Source organism: Bacillus sp. BS1807G30, from assembly GCF_040047675.1.
GTDB classification, from domain to species: Bacteria; Bacillota; Bacilli; order Bacillales; family Bacillaceae; genus Bacillus; species Bacillus altitudinis.
In genome coordinates, this window is the sequence record NZ_CP157353.1 from 1,786,059 (window position 1) to 1,809,850 (window position 23,792).

General features: G+C 41.4%; 21 protein-coding genes. 2 read left to right on the forward strand and 19 right to left on the reverse strand.

Annotated elements, in window-relative coordinates; translation table 11 throughout:
- Positions 1 to 7: 7 nt before the first annotated feature.
- The 14 genes from ABG082_RS09130 to ABG082_RS09195 all read right to left on the reverse strand — a co-directional run bounded on the left by ABG082_RS09130 (position 8) and on the right by ABG082_RS09195 (position 16,491).
- Complete coding sequence (locus tag ABG082_RS09130) at positions 8 to 1,273, reverse strand: glycoside hydrolase family 30 beta sandwich domain-containing protein (protein WP_272511572.1); 1,266 nt, start codon at positions 1,271 to 1,273, stop codon at positions 8 to 10.
- Positions 1,274 to 1,314: 41 nt separating this feature from the next.
- Positions 1,315 to 2,859 (reverse strand): glycoside hydrolase family 43 protein, encoded by a 1,545-nt coding sequence (locus ABG082_RS09135; protein WP_019744146.1) that lies wholly within the window; start codon positions 2,857 to 2,859, stop codon positions 1,315 to 1,317.
- 223 nt (positions 2,860 to 3,082) lie between these two features.
- Positions 3,083 to 4,543 carry a CoA-acylating methylmalonate-semialdehyde dehydrogenase gene (locus ABG082_RS09140; protein WP_165378884.1) on the reverse strand — a complete coding sequence of 487 codons (1,461 nt, stop codon included), beginning with the start codon at positions 4,541 to 4,543 and terminating at the stop codon, positions 3,083 to 3,085.
- Positions 4,544 to 4,919: 376 nt separating this feature from the next.
- Entirely contained in the window at positions 4,920 to 6,251 is a 1,332-nt protein-coding gene (locus tag ABG082_RS09145; protein ID WP_348936794.1) for an alpha-glucosidase/alpha-galactosidase, read from the reverse strand.
- A gap of 31 nt (positions 6,252 to 6,282) precedes the next feature.
- Positions 6,283 to 7,113 carry a carbohydrate ABC transporter permease gene (locus ABG082_RS09150; protein ID WP_216895934.1) on the reverse strand — a complete coding sequence of 277 codons (831 nt, stop codon included), beginning with the start codon at positions 7,111 to 7,113 and terminating at the stop codon, positions 6,283 to 6,285.
- Positions 7,113 to 8,045 (reverse strand): sugar ABC transporter permease, encoded by a 933-nt coding sequence (locus ABG082_RS09155; RefSeq protein ID WP_191219243.1) that lies wholly within the window; start codon positions 8,043 to 8,045, stop codon positions 7,113 to 7,115. Before ABG082_RS09155 ends, ABG082_RS09150 begins: the two co-directional genes overlap by 1 nt.
- A 30-nt stretch (positions 8,046 to 8,075) precedes the next feature.
- Entirely contained in the window at positions 8,076 to 9,332 is a 1,257-nt protein-coding gene (locus ABG082_RS09160) for an ABC transporter substrate-binding protein (RefSeq protein ID WP_125588760.1), read from the reverse strand.
- A gap of 217 nt (positions 9,333 to 9,549) precedes the next feature.
- Positions 9,550 to 10,590: a LacI family DNA-binding transcriptional regulator gene (locus tag ABG082_RS09165; protein WP_348936795.1), complete on the reverse strand. Its 1,041-nt coding sequence runs from the start codon at positions 10,588 to 10,590 to the stop codon at positions 9,550 to 9,552.
- A gap of 183 nt (positions 10,591 to 10,773) precedes the next feature.
- The gene (alsE, locus tag ABG082_RS09170) at positions 10,774 to 11,466 is read right to left on the reverse strand and encodes a D-allulose 6-phosphate 3-epimerase (RefSeq protein WP_250026454.1); all 693 of its coding nucleotides are present in this window, start codon (positions 11,464 to 11,466) and stop codon (positions 10,774 to 10,776) included.
- 17 nt (positions 11,467 to 11,483) lie between these two features.
- Positions 11,484 to 12,746 carry a PTS ascorbate transporter subunit IIC gene (locus ABG082_RS09175; RefSeq protein ID WP_135227035.1) on the reverse strand — a complete coding sequence of 421 codons (1,263 nt, stop codon included), beginning with the start codon at positions 12,744 to 12,746 and terminating at the stop codon, positions 11,484 to 11,486.
- Positions 12,747 to 12,772: 26 nt separating this feature from the next.
- Positions 12,773 to 13,039: a PTS sugar transporter subunit IIB gene (locus tag ABG082_RS09180; protein ID WP_348936796.1), complete on the reverse strand. Its 267-nt coding sequence runs from the start codon at positions 13,037 to 13,039 to the stop codon at positions 12,773 to 12,775.
- Between the two features lie 15 nt (positions 13,040 to 13,054).
- A complete protein-coding gene (locus tag ABG082_RS09185) occupies positions 13,055 to 15,127 on the reverse strand; it encodes a BglG family transcription antiterminator (protein ID WP_348936822.1) in 2,073 nt (690 codons plus the stop codon).
- Positions 15,128 to 15,411: 284 nt separating this feature from the next.
- A complete protein-coding gene (locus ABG082_RS09190; protein ID WP_072367183.1) occupies positions 15,412 to 15,852 on the reverse strand; it encodes a rhs-associated protein in 441 nt (146 codons plus the stop codon).
- Positions 15,853 to 16,047: 195 nt separating this feature from the next.
- Positions 16,048 to 16,491, reverse strand: a complete 444-nt coding sequence (locus ABG082_RS09195; protein WP_048001463.1) for a GNAT family N-acetyltransferase — start codon at positions 16,489 to 16,491, stop codon at positions 16,048 to 16,050.
- Between the two features lie 108 nt (positions 16,492 to 16,599).
- On the opposite strand from ABG082_RS09195, the gene ABG082_RS09200 reads away from it, so the two are divergent.
- Positions 16,600 to 17,976: a PLP-dependent aminotransferase family protein gene (locus ABG082_RS09200; protein WP_348936797.1), complete on the forward strand. Its 1,377-nt coding sequence runs from the start codon at positions 16,600 to 16,602 to the stop codon at positions 17,974 to 17,976.
- A gap of 284 nt (positions 17,977 to 18,260) precedes the next feature.
- Here ABG082_RS09200 and ABG082_RS09205 read toward each other — a convergent pair whose 3' ends face one another.
- Positions 18,261 to 18,734 (reverse strand): GNAT family N-acetyltransferase, encoded by a 474-nt coding sequence (locus tag ABG082_RS09205; protein ID WP_272511576.1) that lies wholly within the window; start codon positions 18,732 to 18,734, stop codon positions 18,261 to 18,263.
- A 133-nt stretch (positions 18,735 to 18,867) separates the two neighbouring features.
- Positions 18,868 to 19,287 carry a MarR family transcriptional regulator gene (locus ABG082_RS09210; protein ID WP_046344981.1) on the reverse strand — a complete coding sequence of 140 codons (420 nt, stop codon included), beginning with the start codon at positions 19,285 to 19,287 and terminating at the stop codon, positions 18,868 to 18,870.
- Between the two features lie 169 nt (positions 19,288 to 19,456).
- On the opposite strand from ABG082_RS09210, the gene ABG082_RS09215 reads away from it, so the two are divergent.
- Complete coding sequence (locus ABG082_RS09215) at positions 19,457 to 20,980, forward strand: MDR family MFS transporter (RefSeq protein WP_017359534.1); 1,524 nt, start codon at positions 19,457 to 19,459, stop codon at positions 20,978 to 20,980.
- Positions 20,981 to 21,021: 41 nt separating this feature from the next.
- Here the strand turns inward: ABG082_RS09215 and ABG082_RS09220 are convergent, their stop codons facing one another.
- Genes ABG082_RS09220 through ABG082_RS09230 form a run of 3 tightly spaced genes read right to left on the reverse strand, consistent with a single transcriptional unit; the run spans position 21,022 to position 23,783 of the window.
- Complete coding sequence (locus ABG082_RS09220) at positions 21,022 to 21,891, reverse strand: class II fructose-bisphosphate aldolase (protein ID WP_035391866.1); 870 nt, start codon at positions 21,889 to 21,891, stop codon at positions 21,022 to 21,024.
- A 2-nt stretch (positions 21,892 to 21,893) separates the two neighbouring features.
- Positions 21,894 to 22,352 carry a fructose PTS transporter subunit IIA gene (locus ABG082_RS09225; RefSeq protein WP_217967095.1) on the reverse strand — a complete coding sequence of 153 codons (459 nt, stop codon included), beginning with the start codon at positions 22,350 to 22,352 and terminating at the stop codon, positions 21,894 to 21,896.
- A gap of 15 nt (positions 22,353 to 22,367) precedes the next feature.
- Positions 22,368 to 23,783: a PTS fructose transporter subunit IIBC gene (locus tag ABG082_RS09230; RefSeq protein ID WP_284725318.1), complete on the reverse strand. Its 1,416-nt coding sequence runs from the start codon at positions 23,781 to 23,783 to the stop codon at positions 22,368 to 22,370.
- Positions 23,784 to 23,792 lie beyond the last annotated feature (9 nt).

The window sequence follows — 23,792 nt, forward strand, 5'->3', positions numbered from 1 at the left end:
TGTTTCTCTAGCGTTTGACCACAAATGTTGTCACACTTTGAGCCGGAAGATGAGCCCAAAATTGATTGCCCGAAATCGTGATATCTGTACCAGGCTGAAGGTTGCTGCTGCCGCTCGTCACCCATCTAGACGCCTGAGAAACAGAGCCATTTTGCACGACGAAGTGTTGATTGACCCCTGCATTGTTTTTATTAATCGCCACAATGACGACCTGATTGTTTCCTTTATAGGCTGAGACGAAAACATTCGATTCAGGGCTTTTCGTTGCATCAATTCTGACGTACCCTGGACGCACAAATTTGGAGAAATGCGCCATGTTGTATCCACGTTTGCTAATCATTCCATCTTCCTTCATAGGACCGTATGATCTCCTAATGTACCACCACACATACGCCTGAAAGTCCCCTTCCACCATTGAATGGTGAATATGCTCTGATACCCCTAATGCCTCAGGCCAGCGGTCCGCTGAATTGTTATCACTATTCGGGTAGTAGACCTCTGTCATCCATAGCTCTTTTCCCCCTCCTTTTTGTTTGAAAAGAGGATACGGAAGCTGACTGATTTGGGTCCCGTATAGATGAGCGCCGAGAATGTCCATATTTCCAAGCGCCTGAGGATCGTTTAAGATAGGATCTGAGATATTCTTAAGGTATTGAAAGGATTCTGGTGCAATCACACGTGCATTAATGGAGCCGGCATTTTCTCTCATGAAACGCAGGATTTCCTGAGGCGTCCACCATGTCCATTCGTGTGCATAATCGGGCTCGTTTTGAACAGAAATCGCATAAAGATTGACTCCGTTGTTCTTCATGTAAGTGACAAAATCATTCAGATGCTGAGCATATGCTGCGTATTGATTGTATTTAAGCCGCTTGGCAGGTGATCCATTCCGGTTAAATGTTTCAACCATACTGCTTGGAGGATTCCAAGGGGAAGCAATGACTAAAGCACCATGCTCGATCGCTCGTTTGGCCGTCGCGACTTCTCTGCTCCAATTGTTTCTGTTTTCGTCTACATATATTCTAAGAATGGAAAACCCTAACTGATTTTGTCCATTGCCAAAGGCGGTTTCCCTTTGTGGCGCTGTCAAGTCACCAATCCAAGCTGGGTGGTTCATTCCGCCAAAACCACGAATCACTTGTCTTTCTGCGTTGAGGTTAATGTTTGCGTCAGCTGCTGATACTTCAGCTACTCCGGGGCCTATGAACATGACAGATAGCATGGTGAAACACACCAATAAAGCAAGCATTGGTTTTTTTATACATGACATCAAATTTCCCACTCCTCTATCAAACATTTAAGCACCTTTATTCGCTACCTTTGAGTAAACTGCCAAGAATCAAATTGGAATAGATTTCCCCCGCCTGTTCCGGTAAAGACAAAAAATACGTTGTGCACTCCGGATGCGCCGTTAATCGATGTTTCTATTTCCCGCCAGTTTTGTGTTCCACCGGTGGAAGGAACATCAAGTGTACCGACCAGTCTGCCGTTTGCGCTGCCAAGGCGTACTTCTATTTTCCCGCCTACTGTCGATGCGACATTGGCTTTAAATGTTCTAGCGCCATTTGAACCAAAGTCTACATTCCCTAAAGCCACCCAATCGCCGTTTTGAATGTTGGTGACATGCTGGTTATTCACTGGTCCTCCTGGTGCTGACGAGGCTTCGGTCAAAATGCGTCCATTCCAAGCGAATGTTTCAGCTTCAACACGTTGATATGGATTCAGATTAGATAGCTGTTTCACTCCTTCATAATTGGCTGCTACTTCTCGAAGAGAGCCATCTGCATTATGCACAAGCTTATTAATATGTGGAGAGCGGTAACCCTTGCCGGCCCCGTATAAAGCAGAGCTAACGGTTTGCGTATGATACACCACATACCACTCATTTTTAAAATTGAACACCGCATGATGGTTGTTACCGCCGCCACCAAAAAAAGCACCCGGATTTTTTAGAAAGTGTCCTTTATATGTGAAGGGTCCCATCGGACTTGAGCTCGTCATATAGCCGATTTCACCAGGTGGTTTATCAGCAGGATGAGAGCCGCCAAAATTGATGCAATAGGAATAGTAATAGGTTCCGTTATACTTATGCATCCCCGAATCTTCAAACATAAAAGGAGCATCAATGGTGGATGCGCTACTGGCCACACTTGTCATATCAGCACCTAGCTTGAGAACTCTTGCTGTTTTAGGATTTGCCCATTGTCCCTGCGTTGGATTGGAACCGCCTGGAACGCCTCCGCCGGCATATAGATAGCCAGTACCGTCATCATCTACAAATACGGCCGGATCAAAAAGCCATACAACTCCGGACATGCCAGGTGTACTTGGCGTAACGAGCGCTTTTCCAATTGGATCAGTCCATGGGCCAATCGGGCTGTCTGCTGTAAGGACACCTATCCCTCCGCCGCTGTTAGCGAAATAAAGGAAAAATTTATCCTTTCCATTGATCTTCTTTACAGCAGCGGCTGGAGCCCAAGAAGCGCCTGCCCATTTGGCAATGCCTCTGCCGCCATTTGCCCCATTTGCCCCTGCTACTGGAATCGCTCCGTGATCGGTCCAGTTGACCATATCCGCCGAAGAGATGACGAAAACTCTATTCAGATTCGCAAATGAATTGTCCTTAATCGTTCCGTTGCTTTGATATTCATAGTCATCACTCGACATATAAAGGTACACTCTTCCGTTATAGGTAAGCGCAAACGGGTCTGCTCCTAAGTGATGGTCAATGAGCGGGTTTGCATTTCCTACTTGCTTGGCAATAGGAGTGCTTGCCGCATTCGCTTCATATACCGGCAAACAACTCAGTACCAAAGTGAAAATCAATAAACAAACGCTGCACTTCATCCTCGTCCTCATCGTGTCATTTCCTCCTGTTTTCATCTTCCTGATATTGGGGTTTAGGCCCAATTTCAAATTATGTTGATGTTTCGTGATGAAGAATGAATACAAAGAATGATTTCTCCCTGTGAATCCCTGTAAAGAGTGCGATGAAAACCCTTACTTTTTAACTAGAAGACAACAAAAAAATGCAGTCTCCATGACGGAGCTGCATTCTTCCTCAATGTTCAATAAATGTAGGCTACATATAACGAGCGGTCACCATTTTCTTTCTCGTGTAAAACTCTACTCCATCTGTCCCATTGGCGTGCAAGTCTCCGTAGAAGGAGTCTTTCCAGCCGGAAAATGGGAAGAAAGCCATTGGAGCAGGGACACCAATGTTAATGCCTAACATGCCGGCTTCGATGTTTTCACGAAATTCTCTTATGCTTGAAGCGCTGTCTGTGTATAGGCAGGCACCGTTTGCGAATTTTGATTGATTGGACAGGTCGATTGCTTCTGCGAGTGATGAGACACGGACAATGGATAAGACTGGGGCAAAAATCTCGTCCTGCCAAATTTTCATTTGATTTGTGACATGATCAAAGATCGTTGGTCCGACAAAATACCCTTCTCCATTTGTTTCGTTATCTTGTCTGCCATCACGAATCAGGCTTGCGCCTTCTTCAATTCCTGATTGGATATATTGAAGAGTTCGTTCTTTATGCTCCTTCCGAATGACTGGTCCGAGAAAGACATCTTTATTTATTCCGTTTCCTATGACAAGCTGGTTGGATTCATCGACCAATTGTTGAATCAAGTCGTCCGCCACGTCTTCTTCCACTGCGACAACGGCTGCTGCCATGCAGCGTTCACCTGCTGATCCAAAAGCAGCGCCAATGATTTGTTTTGTGGCCGATTCTAAATCAGCATCTTTCAAGACGATGGAATGATTTTTTGCACCGGCAAGTGCTTGTACACGTTTACCATGTGCTGTCCCTTTTTTATAGACGTATTCTGCGACTGGCTGAGAGCCGACAAACGAAATGGCTTTTACCTTTTCATGTTCAAGCAGACCGTTTACTACATCGTGAGCGCCATTGACAATGTTGAGCACACCTTTTGGAAGTCCCGCTTCTTCAAATAGTTCTGCTAACCGTGCAGCAAGGATTGGCGTCCGTTCTGAAGGTTTTAAAACAAATGTATTTCCACAAGCGATGGCAAGCGGGAACATCCAGCATGGGACCATCATCGGAAAGTTAAAAGGGGTAATGCCGCCGATGACGCCAATTGGGTAGCGGTACATGCCAGACTCTAGACCAGTCGCAATATCAGGCAGTTGTTTCCCCATCATTAAGGTTGGTGCACCAGCGGCAAATTCCACACATTCAATTCCTCGCTGCACCTCTCCTTTTGCTTCTGTTACACTTTTTCCGTTTTCCAGCGTGACGAGTTCAGCTAACTCATCCCATTTCTCAACGAGTAACTGTTGGTATTTAAATAATATACGTGCGCGCCGGGGAACAGCTGTTTTAGACCAAGTGGTGAACGCTTCTTGTGCTGCTTGGACTGCATGTTCTACATCCGTTTTTGTAGAAAGCGGTACTTCTGCGATGACTTCGCCAGTAGCTGGATTATAAACAGCTTCCGTTTGGTTCGTTTCGGCGTCCACCCATTGTCCATCAATATAATTTTTCAACGTTTGTACATCTGTTTTGGTCATGTTCCCTCTCTCCTCTTTGTTTGGATTGTGATGCAATCGTGTGTTGATTTATCGTCATTGTCTCATCTAAGGGGTCTTCATCTGTATACACTCTTTGTCAAATGAAACCACAGTTTTGCTTTACGTTCTGATAAAACATGTGAAGTCTATACCTTTCAGCTTTTTTGGTTCCGCAGATCTGTCCCCCCTTTTAGGTCGTTTTGTCTGTGTGTGTCATGTGGCATGATCATGTTAATTAATTGATGATATGTTTTTGGTTAACTGTTGGTTAACTTTAGAAAAATCATAATATTAAAAACGCTTTCAGTCAATGATCAGTTTGTTGATCTAAAAAAACCTGATGCCAGGTGCATCAGGCTAAGACCGTTTATTTTAGTTATTTAGAAGAAATTGCGTATTGACTCGGCTCTGTATAAGCCGGGAGCATCTCCCCGTGTGCTTCGATTAATTCATTACATAGTTTGATGGTGTCATCAATTGATAATTCAGCACTTGTATGCGGGTCTAATAATGCCGCTTGGTAAATGTGTTCTTTTTTGCCGCTGATTGCAGCTTCAATCGTCATGAGCTGTGAGCTGATATTGGTCCGGTTGAGTCCTGCCAATTGTTCAGGTATCTCTCCGATATAACATGGCATGATACCGCTCCGATCGGCGACACATGGTACTTCTACACAGGCTTTTTCAGGAAGATTGTGAATGAGTCCACCTGTGTTCAGTACATTTCCACCAAATTTAAAGGGAACGTTCGTTTCAATCGCTTCAATGATACGTGAACCATATTCTTTAGAGCGCGTATGCGTGATCTGTGTGTTTCCCACAAGGTCATGTTTCATCGTATTCCAATTGTTGATTTGTTCCTCGCAGCGTCTTGGATATTCATCGAGCGGAATGTTAAACTGTCCAATCAGTTCTGGATAACGAGATTTGATAAAATACGGATGATATTCTGCATTGTGCTCTGAGGATTCGGTGACATAGTAACCGAATTTATCCATTAGTTCAAAACGAACCATATCTGGATGCCGCGTTTTTTGTTTTTCTTTTGCTCTTACTTTGATTTCTGGATACAAGTCTTGACCGTCCCGTTTCACTTCTAATAACCATGCCATGTGGTTAATGCCGGCAATTTTTTCTTCGATGCCTTCATGGTCCATTTCAAGTGATTGAAATAAATCTTTCGTACACACCTGTACGCTATGGCAAAGACCAACCGTTTGAACCCGAGTATAACGCAGCATAGCGCCAGTCAGTGTGGCCATTGGATTCGTGTAATTTAATAATAAGGCGTGTGGACATACCTCTTCCATATCCTTTGCGAAGTCCAGCATCACGGGAATGGTTCGAAGTGAACGGAAAATGCCGCCGATGCCAACCGTATCCGCAATCGTTTGTCTTAATCCATATTTTTTTGGAATCTCAAAATCAATGACAGTGCTTGGCTGATAGCCTCCCACCTGGATGGCATTGATGACATATTTCGCATTCTTTAAGGCTTCTTTCCGGTTGTGATAGGACTGAATGGTCACATGTGCACCGTAGTTCTCTTTTAAGTGACGCAGCATTGTTTCTGATTCTTTCAGCCGGTTATGGTCGATATCATATAACGCAAATTCAAAGCCGGCAAGTGCGGGAACGAACAGACAATCTCCTAATATATTTTTAGCAAACACGGTACTTCCTGCACCGATAAATGTAATTTTAGACATAGACGACACTCCTTTTTACATCAAGGTTGGATTACCCTTTAACAGAGCCTTGAGACAGCCCTGCGATAAAGTATTTTTGCAAAAGTAAAAACATCGTGACCATTGGCAGCATCGCAATGAGAGCAGCGGCGCCAACGAGCTGGAGCTGGTGTTGATTTTGACCAAAGAAATTGGATAAGGCGACTGTAAGTGTATGCATCTCTTTATCTTGCAAGAAGAAGATGGCAAATTGATAGTCGTTCCAAATATACACACAGGCAATGATTAAAACAGAAGCGGTAATCGGCTTCAGCAACGGAAAAACGACGGTGAAAAAGACTCTGAGTGTTCCCGCGCCATCAATACGAGCGGCTTCTTCAAGCTCCTTTGGAATCGTCGACCGGATAAAACCGGCATATAGAAAAATCGTCAGTGGCAAAAAAGCAGCGACATTGTTTAAAATAGCGATTTGATAAGTATTCATCATGCCAATTTGTACAACCATTTTGTATAGCGGGACAAGGGCGGTGAGCGGCGGTATCACCATAATGGCAATGAATAAGAGATACACCGCTTGATTCAGTTTTGTTCCTCTTCTTGCGAGCGGATAGGCGGCAAGTGATCCAAAGATGATGAGTAGGGCAGCGGAGCTGAACGTAATGATCACTGTATTCAAAAAGGACTGGCCAAGCTGAGCATCTGTCCATGCCATCCGAAAGTTTTCAAAATGGAGCGTTGATGGGAACAGCCATTTTGAGCTGAAATCTCCTATCCCCTTTAGAGATGTCGTGACTAAAATATAAAATGGAATCAGGTGAAGCAATGTAATCGAAAGGGCGAGTATGGAGTACCATCTTTTCTTTCGTTTATAGGCGTTATCCATCACACCTCGGTCTCCTTTCGTTTGAAATAAATGAGCGCTGCGACACTAACGACAAGGATGATGACAGCCATGAAGACACCTTGCGTCGCTGCATAGCCTGCATCCTGCCGTTTGAAATACAGATCGTACATAAAAGTCGACATCGATTGCGAGGAATCTCCGGGTCCTCCGCCAGTGAGCGCGACAATGACATCAAATAATTTAAGTCCACCGATCACATTGAGCACAACATTGATGGTGATAGATGGCATTAAAAGCGGTAATGTGATGCGCCAAAATTGCTGAAGACCTGAAGCGCCATCGAGTTGTGCTGCTTCATAATAATCTTTAGGAATGCTTTGGAGTCCTGCTAAATAAATGATCATGGCAATCCCGACAAATTGATACGTATTCACAAACACGATGATCCAAGTGTTTAGCTGCGGATTACCAAGTGCGTTCATTGGATCAAATCCAAAAAGGGTGACAACGTCGTTTAATGCGCCGCCTTGGTACGCAAAGACAAAATACCAGATATAGCCCATAGCAATCGGGCTGATCATGACGGGTAAATAGATCACCGTTCTTGTGATGGCTCTCATCTTTAAACTTTGATTTAATAAGAGTGCATATCCAAGTCCAATCATATTTTGTAAGATGGTGCTCCCGATGCCGTAAAGAAGGGTATTTTTCACAACAAGCCATGTGGTTGGATCTTGCAGTAGTCGTTTGTATTGATCCAGCCCAATCCACTCATACTGTTGTGAAAAACCGTTCCAATTTGTAAAAGAGAGCTGAATCCCGTTAAAAAAGGGATAAATGATAAAGGCACTGACAACGAGAACAGCAGGCAAGTACATCCACCAAAGTGAAGAATTTTGGCTATTTTTCATCTTCTGTTTTGGAAAAGAGGTAAATGTCGCCGCCTGTTTTTCTTTTGTGATGTCACTCATTGGCTTCACTCCTGTTTCAGCATGAGCCTGCTATTGTTTTTTCAGACGCTTATATTCCTCTTCCATTTTCTTCGATAGTTGTTCCGGTGTGATGGAGCCTGCTAATAATTCTTGACCGGTCGTTGCCATGACAGCCCACATGCCGCTCGGTAAGTATTTCCGATCAAAATATGGTTCAATCTTAATATCTTCATATTGCTCGTAAAATGTAGAATAATAGTTTTTGGCTTTGACTTCTTTTAATGCCGTTTCAGAGGAAGTGCCCTCTGCGATTTTTTTTGCGTTTTCAGGCTTTGCTAAAAAGTCAATGAATTGTTTTGCTTCTTTTAAATGCTTTGAGTCTTTCCATGCCGCAACAGTAAAGCGTTCTCCACCAATCCAGCTTTGCTCATCTCCTTCATGAATAGCTGGTACGGGCATGGTGCCTACTTTGATCGATTGATTGAGTTCAGTCGCCTCAGGTCCTAAAGATCCTCCCACAAAGGTGAAAGCGATTTTGTTTTGTGCCATCAGCTCAGGTGCTTGGGATAGTTTCGCCGTGAGCACATCTTTGTTTAAAAGCTCTTCATCTTTCAGCTCCTTCATAAACTGTGCAAGCGGTGTATAGTGAGACCAATCAAATGATCCATTTTCAAGGTCTTTTCCGTATTGATGTTTTTGATCGGTAATGAGTAAAGGCGTTGCCAGCTCATCAAAGACTTGGGCAATATTTGAATTGTCGCCTCCTGGAATCCAGAGTGGCACCACTTCCCCGTTACTTTTTTCTTTGACAGTCTGTAAAGCACTTTTCAGTTCATCCAGTGTTTTAGGAACTTTCAGGCCATATTTTTTTAATAGATTGGCATTAAAACTAAGTCCGTCTTTTGCTTGGTTCAGCGGATAGGCATAGACTTTGCCATCTTTGTCTTTTAAAATTTGATCGAGTGAAGGATCGAGTTGTTTTACCCAGTCCATCTCCTTTAGATCAGCCACGTATTCGCTATATCGCAGCTTGGCCCAGCCGTGTGTATCAAATAGGTCTGGCATATCGTTTGCGCCCATTTTGACGCGTATCATATCTTCATAGCTGTTGCCAGGGAAGTTGGCATCAATTCGGATGTTTTGATGTTCTTTTTCAAAATCACGGATCACTTCTTCAAATGCCTTTCTCTCCCCGCTGTTACTCATTGTGGAGAATAGGGTCAAGGTCACTTTCCCGTTTGCTTCAGACGCACCGTTATTGCCGCAAGCAGACAAGATCATCGACAAAACTAGAGCTACACACAGCATCAGAATTTTTTTACTCATCGTTTCCTCCTTTTGATCACTGAAAATTCAGACGATTATCGGTAGAATTCATGCAGTTGCGGAAACAAAAGAAGTCCATTATACTGGAATTCTATTCTTTTCAAAGAGATAAGAGAGCAATTGGGTAAACTGCGTTGTTTTCAGCATGATCTGGCCATCATGCTCAGCAGCTTCCTTCCTGCTTTTTTGTCTCTTTTTTGTTTACTGAAATGCTTATTCACCCCCTTTCATGGATTGGGCATGTGCTGCCTCTTTGCATGAGCTTTGTTGGCACGACGACTTTTAGGGGAAGCTTTCTTCCTTCTATCCGCTCAAGCAAAAGCTTTAGACCCACTTCCCCCATTTCTTCTGTATATACTTTGACCGTTGTGAGCGGCGGGCTTGAAAAGGAAGCGGCTTCGATATCATTAAACCCCACGATTGAGACATCATGAGGTACACGACGACCGGCTTCATGTAGCGCACGCATAGCGCCTATTGCCATAGAGTCACTTCCGATAAAAAAGGCTTCTGGAAGATTTCCTTTCTGAATGGCTTTTTGCATAAGCGAGTAGCCTTCTTGCATCGAATATTCGCCTATGTGGATGTCATTCATATGAAGAGTTCCCGCTTCTTGCATTCTTTTGATAAAAGTTGTTTGTCTTTCGTCCTCAATCACAGCATTTCCTTCGAAATAATGCTCCCTCTCTTTCCCGCCAATATAGCCTAGATGTGTATAGCCGAGAGATTGTAGATGACGAATGGCACGATCTGCCGCCCTGACAAAATCCACATGTACACAATCATACAAATCTTCATCCGCATAATGATTGATAAAAACGATATGTTCCATTCGGTTTGTCATCTTTTCAACCGTATTAGGGCTGATTCGTCCGATGACGATCAAACCGTCAATATCTTTTAGTATCGCCCCTTTATCCATGTTTCTTAGGCGAAAGGTATGGAGAGTGGACAGACCTTGTTTGGCATATTCTTTTTCAATTCCTTTTCGAATCGATGAAAAAAAAGGATCATTTAATTCTTCGTCAATGGATTGGGCGACAACGACACCGATGACTGGGGATGCGGGTGGGCTTTTTACTTCTACTTGATCGGCTTTTCTTGCTCTGACTGGGGTATAGTTTAATTTCTTGGCTATGTCGAGGATGTTTTGTCTTGTTGCGTGTGAAACGGCAAGCGTTTGGTCGCCATTTAACACACGGGATACAGTAGAGACGGATACTTTTGCATCATGAGCAATATCTTTGAGTGTAGTCATAGGCAAACTCCTCATCATTTTTGACTAAATGTTTACTAAAGATATTTGAAGAATAACACATAAATAAAGCGCTTTCAATTATAAATTTGTGCTTTTGTGAAGTTTTTGAGTATGTTTTGATAAGGGGATAGCTCATTTAGTAAAATTGCGTAAAAAAGAGGATGGGTTTCATCCTCTTTTTTACTAAAGTGATTTCATTGTGGCTGTTTCTTTTGCGAACAATTGCTTCATTATTTCCCATGCTTTATCTAATTCTTCGTGAAGTCCAAATAAACCTGAGGTGCCAATGATGTAAATTTCAATTCCTGCCTCAGCAAGCATCCGGAACGTGCTTTCATTACAAGAGCCGTCTACCTCAATTGAAAACGAGTAACCTCCCTTCTCTTTGATTTCTTTCACCTCTTTCATTTTCGGAAGCATTTCTTTGATAAAAGGCTGACCAGCAAACCCTGGATCAATTGTCATGATCGTCACCCGGTCTATTAAATGAATAAAAGCATCTAATGCTGCAACTGGTGTGGCGGGATTGAGAACAAAGCCGACCTCACACTTTCTTTCGTGGATATGCCGAATGATTCGAAAAACGTCTTTTTGCACCACTTCTGGATGTAAACAAATCATCGTTGCGCCTGCATCAATACATGCATCAATTAAAAATTCCTGAGGCTGTTCGGCCATAAGGTGAACATCAATCGGAACGTCTGTCAGTTTCCGCAGCTGTTCAATGAAAAAGGGTGATAAAGTCATATTTTTTACGTAATGACCATCCATGACGTCGACATGATAACGGTCTGCTCTCGTGTTCAGAAGATGAATTTGTTCACGGAAGTGCGTTAAATCCATACACATTAATGAAGGTGAGAAAATGGCTGTCATCCCCTAATGCCTCCTTTTTAAAGATGAAATAAAAATTTGATCAATCCAATCAAGATTCCGATGATACCGAAGTCTGTATCTCCAAATGTTGTCCCTTCAAAGCCAAGAGTGCCTAACACAGGAAGTAAACAAGCTGGTAAAAATGAAAGGAGTATTCCATTCACAAAGGAACCGGCGACTGCACCTCTCACTCCTCCCGTTGCATTGCCATATACGCCCGCTGTCGCACCGCAGAAAAAGTGCGGCACAAGTCCAGGAACAATGACAGTTAAACCAAACAAAGGAAGAAGGAAAATAGACACGATGCCTCCTGCAAAACTGCATAAAAAACCGATGATCACCGCATTTGGAGCAAATGGAAAAACAGTTGGCGCATCAAGAGCCGGCTTTGCCCCTTTGACGAAACGATCGGCAATCCCTTTGAAAGCAGGCACAATTTCCCCGATTGCCATCCGTACACCTGCTAAAATAATGTACACCCCAGCAGCAAAGGTAATGGCCTGAATGAGAATGAAGATAGCAAAGTTCGTACCACCACTAATGTTTTCTATGAATGAAATTCCCGCAAACGGTGCAATCGCAAAGAAAAGCAAAGCCATCGTAATGGAGATGGCCACCGATGTATCTCTTAGAAAGCCGAGTGACTTAGGCACTTGAATGGTTTCCGTTGATTTCTCTGGGCGCCCGACCCATTTGCCGATCATTCCCGCTGTAAAATAGCCGAACGTACTGAAATGACCGAGCGCCAAATCATCACTTCCAGTGACTTTCCTTGTAAACGGCTGAAGGATTGCGGGAGCAATGACCATCGCTGCACCTAATACGATTGAACCAGTGGTGATCAGCAGCGTCCCTTGCATGCCGGCTGTTGAAAGAACGACTGCAAGCATAGCCGCCATATATAGCGTATGATGACCAGTTAAAAAGACGTATTTAAAGGGTGTGAATTTTGCCAAAAGCAAATTGACCAACATACCAAAAATCATAATGAGCGCTGTCTGTGTACCGAATTCCTTTTGGGCAATGGCCGCCATGGCATCTGTATTTGGGACAACCCCTTGAATGTGAAAGGCTGCTTCAAACATCTTCCTGAAAACCCCAAGTGAATCAGATACGACTGTGGCGCCCGCTCCTAATATTAAAAAACCCATTGTTGTTTTTAAGGTGCCTGATACAGTATCGGCAGCTGACTTTTTCTGCAAAAGCAAACCAGCGAGTGCAAACAAACCGATGAGAATTGCGGGTGTGCCCAATATATCGTTCATGATCAGTTCTATCATGATGTGAATCCCCCTTTTTCCGTCGATTATATGTGTTTACGAAGGACGTCTTTAATGGCTTCCTGGTCTAACAAGTTATTTAATCCAGCGACCTTTCTTGTGCCGTCATCCAGCTGATCGATAATATCTGTTGAGCCAATATAGAGGTCTGCTTGTTCATTTTTGCTTGTACTGAGATCGGTGTGATCTACTTCTGCTAAAAGTCCTAATTCTTCTAATGCCTTTTTGACATTCATTTCAACAATAAAGCTGCTTCCTAAACCGTTTCCGCATACAACTAGAATTTTTTTCATCTTCTTTTTCCTCCTTTATACTTGTGAAAATTGATTGATTAGTTGTTGAATGGCTGCTAATTCCTCTGCTTCAATCAATTGTCTCACCCGTTTTTCTTCACTTAACAGCATCGTCAGCTGTTTGAGTGCTTTCAGGTGGGTCATACTGTCAATGGCAGCTAATACAATGATGAGACGAACTTGCTTTTTTCCATCCTTTGAAAAGGAAACGGGCTGATGACATGACATAAGTGACATGCTTAATTTGTTCACGCCATCCTCTGGTCTGGCATGCGGAATCGCCACTTGTGGCGCAATCACAATATAAGGGCCATTTTGATGAACAGACTGGATCATCGCTTTCACATAACTTTCCTGAATCGCTTGTTGATCAAGCAAAGGCTGCGCTGCTTTTGTAATGGCCTCCTGCCATGTGTCTGCTGTTTGCTGGAGCTGAATGGTTTCTTCTGTTAATAAATCGTTTAACACTGGTTTCCACCCTTTCTGGTGTGATACATATGTGGGATGAAGCAGCTCCTTCAGGTCATGAAGCAATGCTTTTTCATTTTGAACGATGGTATGCTGCTGAATGATATTGAATAAAGCATTCACATGGTGCTCATCAAGCTTAGGTTCTGAGCCTTCTCCATATTGAAGCAATGTTTTTTTCTCATAAGCAGTGAGAATAGGGTGAACGAGATGAACAGGTTTTCCTTTAAACGAAATAGGTGTCGTTGACACAACAAAGTCGGCATCAATGGATGTTAATTCTTCATATGAACGTTTTGATAACAGTCCGCGTATGTCGATGTAGCCGATTAATTCAAGAAGCTGCGTTTTCAGCATGTGACTTGTGCCAATTCCTTCTCCGCAGACAATGTAAACAGAACGTTTCGCAATCGATGAAATCCCTTCTCTTCTCATCCAGCCGCCAAAATGCATCGCCACATAGGCAATTTCATGATCGCTCATCTTTGAACAGGCCGCCTTCTCTAAATGGCAAGCAACCTTTTGCGTGATGTCAAACACCTCTGGCTGTGCATGTTTAATGGAATCTGTTAATTCATTGATGATCTCAATGTGATAGATGAGCCTATAATAGGCCGGAATTAAATGCATGGTTAAGTTTTGTTCCAAGACTTCTACTTCCTGGAAGGAAATACACGCATAACGCTGAAAGTCAATGATCATTTGTCTCGCAATGGTTCGAATGAGATGTTCTTCTGGTTTTTGACTTGTTGGAAGTTTTTGTTTTTTGGCACTGAGCCATAGCGTACTAAGAAAATAGATTTCATCATCATGAACCAAAAGACTGGTTTCTTTTTGAATTTGCGCCATGAAACGAATAGCAGCCAAGCATTCATCTGTTTCCTGCAATGTTCGCTTTTCTTCGTTTGAAATGTGTACAGCATGCCCTAGCTTCATCCGCTTGAAGTAAAAAAAGAGATCCAAAGAGAGCTGATCCAGCATCTCATCTGCAAATTCAAGCTTAAGTTCTTGTTCTGACTGCTGGAGGAGATGGTGTACCCGTTTGGATGAAATAGGTCCCTTTAACCAAAACGACGGAAACGTTTTTTCGTTTTTTATCATTGTGCGAATGAAATATATATAAGGCTTGAGTGCCAATCGAATGGCCCTTTCGTCTCCTGACATCACATAGCCGCTTGCTGATTGATAGCGGAGCGTGATCTCCTGCTTTGAGAGCGCTTCTTTTAGCTGTTTCATATCCTCGAGCAATGTATTTCGGCTCACCTTTGTTATCTTCATAAAATCATCAATTCTTAGGCAATGCTCGCTACATGCAATGGATAAAAGCAAGATGGCCCTTCGTTCCTTTACACATGGTTCATAATCTTGACCAATAAGCATGGTGTCAGCTTTTTGAATAATGACTTCTTTTTCATGAGGATTTAAATAATAGCCAAGTTGGCCTTTTCGCTGCACACCACTAAGCTGATGAGTTTCCAGCCAGCTGTTCATTCGTTTGATTTCAGCATAAACGGTTCGAGTCGAGACATTCATTCGATTCTGTAAATCTTCTATTGATAAATAAGATGTCGTATGAAGCAGCATAGATAGCAAAGTAGTACCCCTTTTGGTTAAGTACAGTTGGAATTCCTCCTTTCTTTCCCTTTGGTTATAAGTCTAATCAACTCACCTGCATCAAAGAAGCCCAAATGTCTTCAGCACGTGCTTTGCAGCGATTGTGTGCTCTTTTCATAAGAAAAACACACTGATTGAGTGTGCTTTCAGACTTGTATACAAAGAGTTCTTTGTCTTCTTTTACGTGTTTGAGGACGAATAAACGCAAAAAACCTAGAATGGTATAAAGCCAGTCAAGGTTTTTTCACTTCTTATTCATCTTTTATTTTTCCTATATGTGACGCTTAAAATTATTTGTTGTTTAAACTAAATCCGAAATCCAAATCGTTTTCAAATGAAATACAAATACTCCAATCACCTTCTAATGATATAAAGTAGTGGTGCTGTGGGATATCTAAAAAATAGACTAGTAACTCTTCTAGATGTTTTAATTCAAACTGGTACCCAAACTCTGTAAGGTTATCCCCTATGTAAATTACTTGTAAGTTATTATCTAAATATTTTTCTTTTAATTCAGTTATAAAGAGAAGAGCATCAGAAAGTAACGATTCATGATTTGAGCTCTTACTATAATGTTTATTGGTTTGTAACCAATCTATTTTTGAACCAGCAAAATCAAATTTTTGTTCTATTAAGTCTAAATAAATTTTTGGATTTTTATGTACTTTGACATATTTAAGAAGGTCTTTTAATTCCAAATCCTTTATTAGATCTTCATCATAAGAATTCAATAAAATTACCCCCCCTTTGTGTTTTTTAAAGTCTTTCTTGTCAAAATCCATAGGAATCGCTGTTTCGTCATTTTGTTGCAATCAATTCAGTGTACAATGCCATTGTAGCTTGCTGATCCGTCTCTGACAAATTCATCTTTTTTTGACCGAGTTATATTAAATTTTCTGCCATACCAAAACTTCATTCTTCTGTGTTCAATCCCAATAATAAATATAGTGCTGAGTTGAAGAATCGCTTGTCATCCCCATTTTTTCATACAATTGTTGTGCTTTTATATTAGAAGTCGCTGTTTCTAAACAGATAAATCGGGCTCCTTTATCGTTTGCAAATGAAAATGCTTTTTTCATCAATTCCTTACCTACTCCCTTTTGACGAAAATCGTTTATAACAAACAAATCATTTAAAATGAACGCATCTTTCATCGCAACAGATGAAAATGTGGGATACAGTTGTACAAATCCTACATATTGTTCACCTTGCTTTGCAACAAACAAAATAGACTCTTGTTTACGGTATCGTTCCACTAGAAAATGATAAGCACCTTCTACATTAGAAGTCTGTTTATAAAATTGGCGATATTGATCAAATAGAACCGAAACTTGTTTTAAATCATTTTCATTAGCTCTTACTATATCCACTCTTCTATCCCCTTTTCATATCAATTAGTAGTATAATAATCGATATTCTGACATGTAAAAATGTACAGATTTATACTTTATTAAATGTCAGAAGGGAGGAATGAAGAAATGAAACATTATATTTTCCCTTTCAGTGCCAATCAACCAAAATATAAACAAATTTATGAGCAATTTAAAAAATTAATCGAGGAGGGAAAGTTAAAAACAGGAGAAAATCTTCCTTCCATTCGTTCACTAGCCAATGACCTAGGTGTTAGTCGCCACACTACACTACAAGCATATGATCAATTATTAGCTGAAGGATATATTCAAGCCAATGAGCGTAAAAGCTATAGTGTCAATAAATTTGAACCGATATTTCTTCAAACCTCTATTTCAGAAGTACCTAGAAATGAACCAATACAATTGATCGATTTCATTGATTTCAAAGCAAGTACTGTTGATGAGGAACAATTCCCTTTAAAAGTTTGGCGGCAAATTTCCAACAAAGTGCTGCAGCAATCCATTAGCTTTCAATATGGAGATCCTTTTGGAGAACCGGGGTTTAAACAAGAACTGGCTGATTATTTATTTCAAGCGAGAGGTATGATCATTAACCCCAAAAATATTATCGTTGGAAGTAATACACAGCAACTACTGTTGTATTTGGGATTTCTATTAAAAGAAAGTTTTTCTAGTATGATTGTTGAAAACCCTGGTTATAGCGGTGTACGGGAGGTCTTTCATTTACATGGATTTGAAATGGAGAGTATTCCTGCATTAAAACAGGGTGTATTATTGAACCCACTTGTACATAAAAAGGGGAAATTATTGTATATCACACCTTCACATCAATATCCTACTGGTACTGCACTATCGATTCAACAAAGAATTGAATTGATTCAATGGGTACGATCAAATAACGGTTTCTTATTAGAGGACGATTACGATGGAGAATTTCGATATGGACAAAAACCATTTCCTGCTTTAGCATCTTTAGATGCTGCACATGTCATTTATTTTGGTACGTTTTCAAAAGCATTTCTACCAGCTATACGATTAGCATATATGGTTTTACCTGATTCATTAATCAATATCTATATGAGTAAATTTGAACATTTCGAACATAATGCTTCTTTATTGCACCAACTGACCATGACTGAATTTATGAAAAGTGGGGAATGGACAAAGCATATTAAGCGTATGCGCAATACTTATAAAAGGAAAATGAATTTATTGGTACAACAAGTTCAACATTTATTTGGAAAACAAATTGAGATCATTGGTGACAATGCAGGGTTATATATCATGTTACGTATACATACTCCCTATACCGAAAAAGAATTAATTGAAAAAGCCCTTCAACAGCATGTTAAAGTTTATCCAACAAGTCATTTATTTATCGAAAATCCACCTGTACAACCGCACATACTGCTCGGTTTCGCAAACCTTACTCTTGAACAAATCGAAAGAGGTATTTGTTTATTAAAAGAAGCATGGAAATAAAATTGATGGTTCATTGGAGGTTTTTTTGTAACTTAGATGGATAAACTCATCTAACGCTTCCTCTGGCGAATCAATATCCTGATGAAATGTCCCACCTAAAAAATCTGCTAACTTCTTTAAATAACTGGAGCTATCATTCATTGAATCACCTCTGCAATGTATTATATCTTTTCTACTATTGAAAAAAGTTAAATAAATGAAAGGGTATAACATATTTTATATGACGAATATGCTATACCCTTTCTTCTTAAACTAACGCACCTGTTAGCATAACAAAAAAATGATTATTTTATTTTTTTTAGCATTTTAAAATTAGCCAACTTAACCCCCTTTTTTTCCACAGTTTGTGAACAAACAATTTTGTAACCTAGATGTTCAAAAAATGGCTTAGCTGTAATACTTGCTTCGGTATCAATTTCTAAAAGATTTAGTTTCTTTGCCTCAGATTCGAGCATATCAACTAAAGCTGTGGCTATACCTTGTCCTTGATAATCTTTATGAACGAATAGTCTATCTAAGTACCCGTTATGCGTTAAATCGCTAAAACCAACAACTTTATCATTCACTTTAGCAACAAATGTTATATTTTGACTCAATGATTCCTTCCAAGAATTCATTTTAGATTCTTTTTCATCTCTTGGTGCCCAAGCATCCAATTGTACTTGGGAATAATCTTTTGAATTTACGGAATGAACTGTTTCATAAAACAATGAAATAATCTCTTTTGTATCAGTTTCCTTAAACTTTATAATCTCCACTTTCTGTATACCTCCCCATGTTTGGATAAGCATCCTATATTGTTATTCTCAATGAGAACTTCTTGCACCCTCATAACACATTCTCTCATAAAAGATATTACCGCTTCGTCTAAAGACCTCACAGTGTCCTTTCTTACGATTTAGACTTAAGCAATTGCAGCTCTTGATCCATGATTTCAGCTGCTTCTGAAATAAATTGAATGATTAAATCCAATTCTTCTGGCTTGTATTCATTTGTGAGTTTTTTGGTGGATGCCGATAAAGATAGAAAGAGTTGTTTCACCTGTGATTTCCCCGCTGTTAATGGAACAATGATGACCCTTCGCTTGTCTTTTGGGTCCTTCTCCCTTTTGACGTAGCCTGCTTTTTCTAACCGGTCAATGAGAGCGGTGACCGCACCTGAGCTAAGACCGGTTTTTTCACTTAATTCACCTGCTGTGAGTGGTCCAAGTTCGTTTAACAAATCTGCTGATTTGAGATCTGTTGGGAAAAGGCCGAGCGATTGAGCGGCTGCTTGGTGGAATAGGACTGTTCGTGTAGCAAGGCGTCTCATCGTATGAATGATCAGGTCCGCTTGATCTTCTGCCTCGTTCTTTATTGACAACTTGTTCTCCTCCCTTTAAAATCAATTTATCTTGATCATCAAGATAAATGTTCTCTTACTTTATAATTAACTTGATCATAGCAAAAAAGTGAAGAGAACGTAAGCAGGAGGTAATGAAATGAATAACGTGGATCATAAAGGCAAGGCATCCACTCGCTTTGTTGTCATCGGGTTGCTGTTAGGGATTTTTATGGCAGCGATGGACAACACCATTGTCGCAACAGCAATGGGAAGCATCGTCGCCGATTTGGGCAGTTTTGATAAATTTGCTTGGGTGACTGCTTCTTACATGGTGGCAGTGATGGCCGGTATGCCGATTTATGGAAAGCTTTCAGATATGTATGGTCGAAAGCGTTTTTTTCTGTTTGGACTTATTTTCTTTTTAATTGGATCTGCGCTGTGCGGCATCGCACAAACAATGGATCAGCTCATTATTTACCGTGCGATTCAAGGACTTGGAGGCGGTGCTCTTCTTCCGATCGCTTTCACAATTATCTTTGATATCTTCCCGCCAGAAAAGCGCGGGAAAATGTCCGGTATGTTTGGTGCAGTTTTTGGTCTATCCAGTGTATTAGGCCCGCTGTTAGGAGCGATTATTACGGATTCGATCGGCTGGCATTGGGTGTTTTATATTAACGTACCAATCGGTATTGTCAGTGTGTTCTTGATCGCCAAATTTTATCAAGAATCGCTCGAGCATCGTAAGCAGAAAATTGACTGGTCAGGTGCCATTACACTTGTCGTTGCGGTTGTCAGTTTAATGTTCGCCCTTGAGCTTGGCGGTAAATCGTATGCATGGGATTCTGTTCAAATCTTGACACTATTTGCTGTGTTTGTTGTCTTCGGCACCATCTTCTTCATTGTTGAACGAAAGGCCGAAGAACCGATTATTTCTTTTTGGATGTTTAAAAATCGTTTGTTTGCGACATCTCAAATTTTGGCGTTTTTATATGGCGGAACGTTTATTATTCTAGCTGTCTTTATTCCTATCTTCGTCCAGGCTGTGTACGGTGAATCTGCAACAAGTGCCGGGTTCATTTTAACACCGATGATGATTGGGTCCGTGATTGGCAGTATGATTGGCGGAACGATGCAGACGAAAGTGCCTTTTAGACGATTAATGACCATCTCTGTGATTTCATTTTTTGCTGGGATGCTGCTGCTTGCCAATATGTCGCCTGATACAGCAAGATTGTGGCTTACGCTCTTTATGATGATTTCAGGTTTTGGCGTTGGATTTAGCTTCTCCCTTCTGCCATCTGCTTCAATGAATGATCTCTCTCCGCGCTACCGCGGCAGTGCTAATTCTACCAATTCGTTCATGAGATCACTTGGGATGACTTTAGGTGTGACGATTTTTGGAACGATACAAACCAATGTCCTGACAAATCGTTTAGCAGATGCTTTTAGCGGAATGAAAGGAGCTTCTTCTCAAGTTGGTGATCCGCAAGCCATTTTTCAAGAGGGGGCACGCTCACAAATTCCGCCTGATATTTTAAATAAAGTGATTGATGCGATGTCACAAAGTATTACGTATGTATTTATGATTGCTTTATTCCCGATTGCACTTGCGGCGATTACGGTCGTATTTATGGGAAATGCACGAGTACGTACATCAAATGAAATGAAAGAAAGCGAATAATGTGAAAAAAGCAGAGCGATGTGGCTCTGCTTTTTTTCATCTTATTGATATAAAAGTTGGGCTTTTCCTTCACTGCCAACGATCTTTATTTTAGATGTGACCATGTCTTTGGCTGCTTGTTTTGCTTTTTGTAAATACATACGCGGATCTAAGCTTTCAGGTTCGTTTGAGAAATGATCACGAATCGCTTCAGAGTATGCATTTTTTAGTTCAGTGGACACATTGACCTTTGCCATACCGAGTGCGACACATCTTTTGACATCCTCATCTGGTACAGCTGAACCACCATGAAGGACAAGCGGCACATCGACAAGCGCTGCAATTTGTTCAATGCGGTCAAAGTCGATATCCGGCACCCCTTTATAGATGCCGTGGGCCGTGCCGATCGCAGGTGCTAAAGTAGGTACACCAGTTTCTTCTACAAATTGACGGCATTCTGATGGAATGGCTTTTTCAGCATCTTTTTCATCCACGACAATATCATCTTCTACCCCGCCTACCTTGCCTAACTCGGCTTCTACATTCACACCTACTTTTAAGGCAAGGTCAACCACTTCTTTTGTGCGGCGTACATTTTCTTCATATGAATGCATGGAAGCATCGATCATCACGGATGTATATCCTGCTCGTATACAAGTAAGAATCACATCAAAATCAGTGCAATGATCGAGATGAAGTCCGATTGGGATTTGGTATTGATCCGCTGCCGCCTTTACTGTATCTGCAATGGCTTTTGCGCCAAGCGATTGGACCGTGCCAACCGTTGTTTGCAAAATGACAGGTGATTTTAATTCAGCTGCCGTTTCGAGTACCCAGTAAATACTATCAAAGGAATGTACATTGAATGCGACAATTCCGTATTTTTCTTTTTTTGCTGCTTCAAGCATAGGTGTTGTGGAAAGTAAAGGCATGGTCAAACATCCTCTCTCGTCAAAATATCTGTTTTTAATACAGCGAGCATTTCTTCATTTGTTCTTGTTTCGAGCAGTTTTTGCCGTTTCGTTTCATCCATTAAGCCGCGTGAAAGAGCAGAAAGTGCTTGTAAATGAGTGGTTCCTGCTTCACTTTTTGGGATGAGTAAGGATAAGAAGAAAAAGCAAGGCTTCCCATCAAAAGCGTCCCATTCGATTCCGGTTTCTGTACGGACGATGACGAGTGCCGGTTTTGTGATGGCGTCTGACTGTGTATGCGGAATGGCAAATCCATCTTGAAAGCCGGTTGTACTCAGAGCTTCTCTTTCAGCTAGTCCTTTTTTGACTGCCTCAGGAGATGTACAAATACCTGCTTCAGCGGCAATGTCAGCTATGGCTGCGAAAACGCCAGCCTGTGAAGAAGCCGTTTCATGTAGATTCATATAAATATGTTCCATCATTTCTCTTCCTCCCTATTAAACTGCGGGTTTGTCTATTTTCTTGCGGTAAAGTCCGTATAGAATCGCACCTACAAGTGATCCGATGAGTATGGAAAGCACCCACTGAAATGCCCCTGTGACGACTGGTAAGACAAGGAATCCACCATGCGGAGCAGGAACCTGTACGCCAAACAGATAGGTCAAAATGGCAGAGATGGCCGAGCCAAACATGATAATTGGCAGGACAACGACTGGGTTTTTTGCTGCAAATGGAATGGCTCCTTCGGTAATATGAGTCGCTCCGAGAATATAGTTGATCATCCCAGCATTTCGTTCTTGTGGTGTAAAATGTTTTCGGAAAATCGTTGTGGCAATCGCAATGATAAGCGGTGGTGTGATACATGCTGCTGACACCCCTGCCATGAAGTAAAGGTTACCTTCTGCGAGTAAAGCCGTTCCTGTGACATAGGCTGCTTTGTTAAAAGGTCCTCCCATATCAAATCCACACATGGCTCCAACAATTAAACCTAAAAGCAATGGATTTGTGGATTGAACTGATGAGAGAAAATCCATTAATGAATTATTTAGCCCTGTGATTGGAACTAATAGCGGGGTCATGACAGCCCCAATTAAGAAAATACCGATAACAGGATAGATGAAAATTGATTTTAATCCGTCAAGTGATGCTGGTAATTTTTGAAGCAGGAATTGAAGAAGTACGATGATATACCCTGCTGCAAAACCTGCGATAATACCACCTAAGAATCCAGCGCCTCCATCGTTTGCAAGCAAGCCACCGATAAATCCGACAACCATCCCTGGGCGTTTCGCGATTGAATCAGCGATAAATGCTGCTAAAATAGGCACCATTAAGCTAAAGCCGAGTCCGCCAATGTTTTTCAAGTAGGCAGCAAACGGATGATACGTTTCATGCTGAGGATCAGCTGAGTAAATACCGAATAGAAAAGATAAAGCAATTAAGACCCCGCCCCCAACAACAAATGGAAGCATGTGTGATACACCGTTCATTAAATGCTTATAGATGGTGTGTATCCACTTATTCGCTGACTTTTGTTGAGCTAATGAAGGCGCAGATGGTTTTTCTGTTCCAGAAGCTCTTCCTTTCACTTGATGAACGGGGGCTTCTCCATTGATAATGCCTTGAATCAGTTCATTTGGTGTGCGGATACCCTTTGCTACAGGCACTTCAATGAGTGGTTTGCCGTGAAAACGATCTGTATTCACATCTTTGTCCGCTGCAACAATAACGCCATCTGCTTCCAAAATGTCTTGATCAGTTAAAGCGTTTTCAATTCCTACTTGACCATGCGTTTCAACTTTGATGTCGACCCCTAATTGCTCAGCTGCGATTTTTAATGCCTCAGCTGCCATAAATGTATGCGCAATGCCTGTTGGACAGCCAGTGGCAGCGACAATTTTCTTGCGGCTCATGTGAACTCC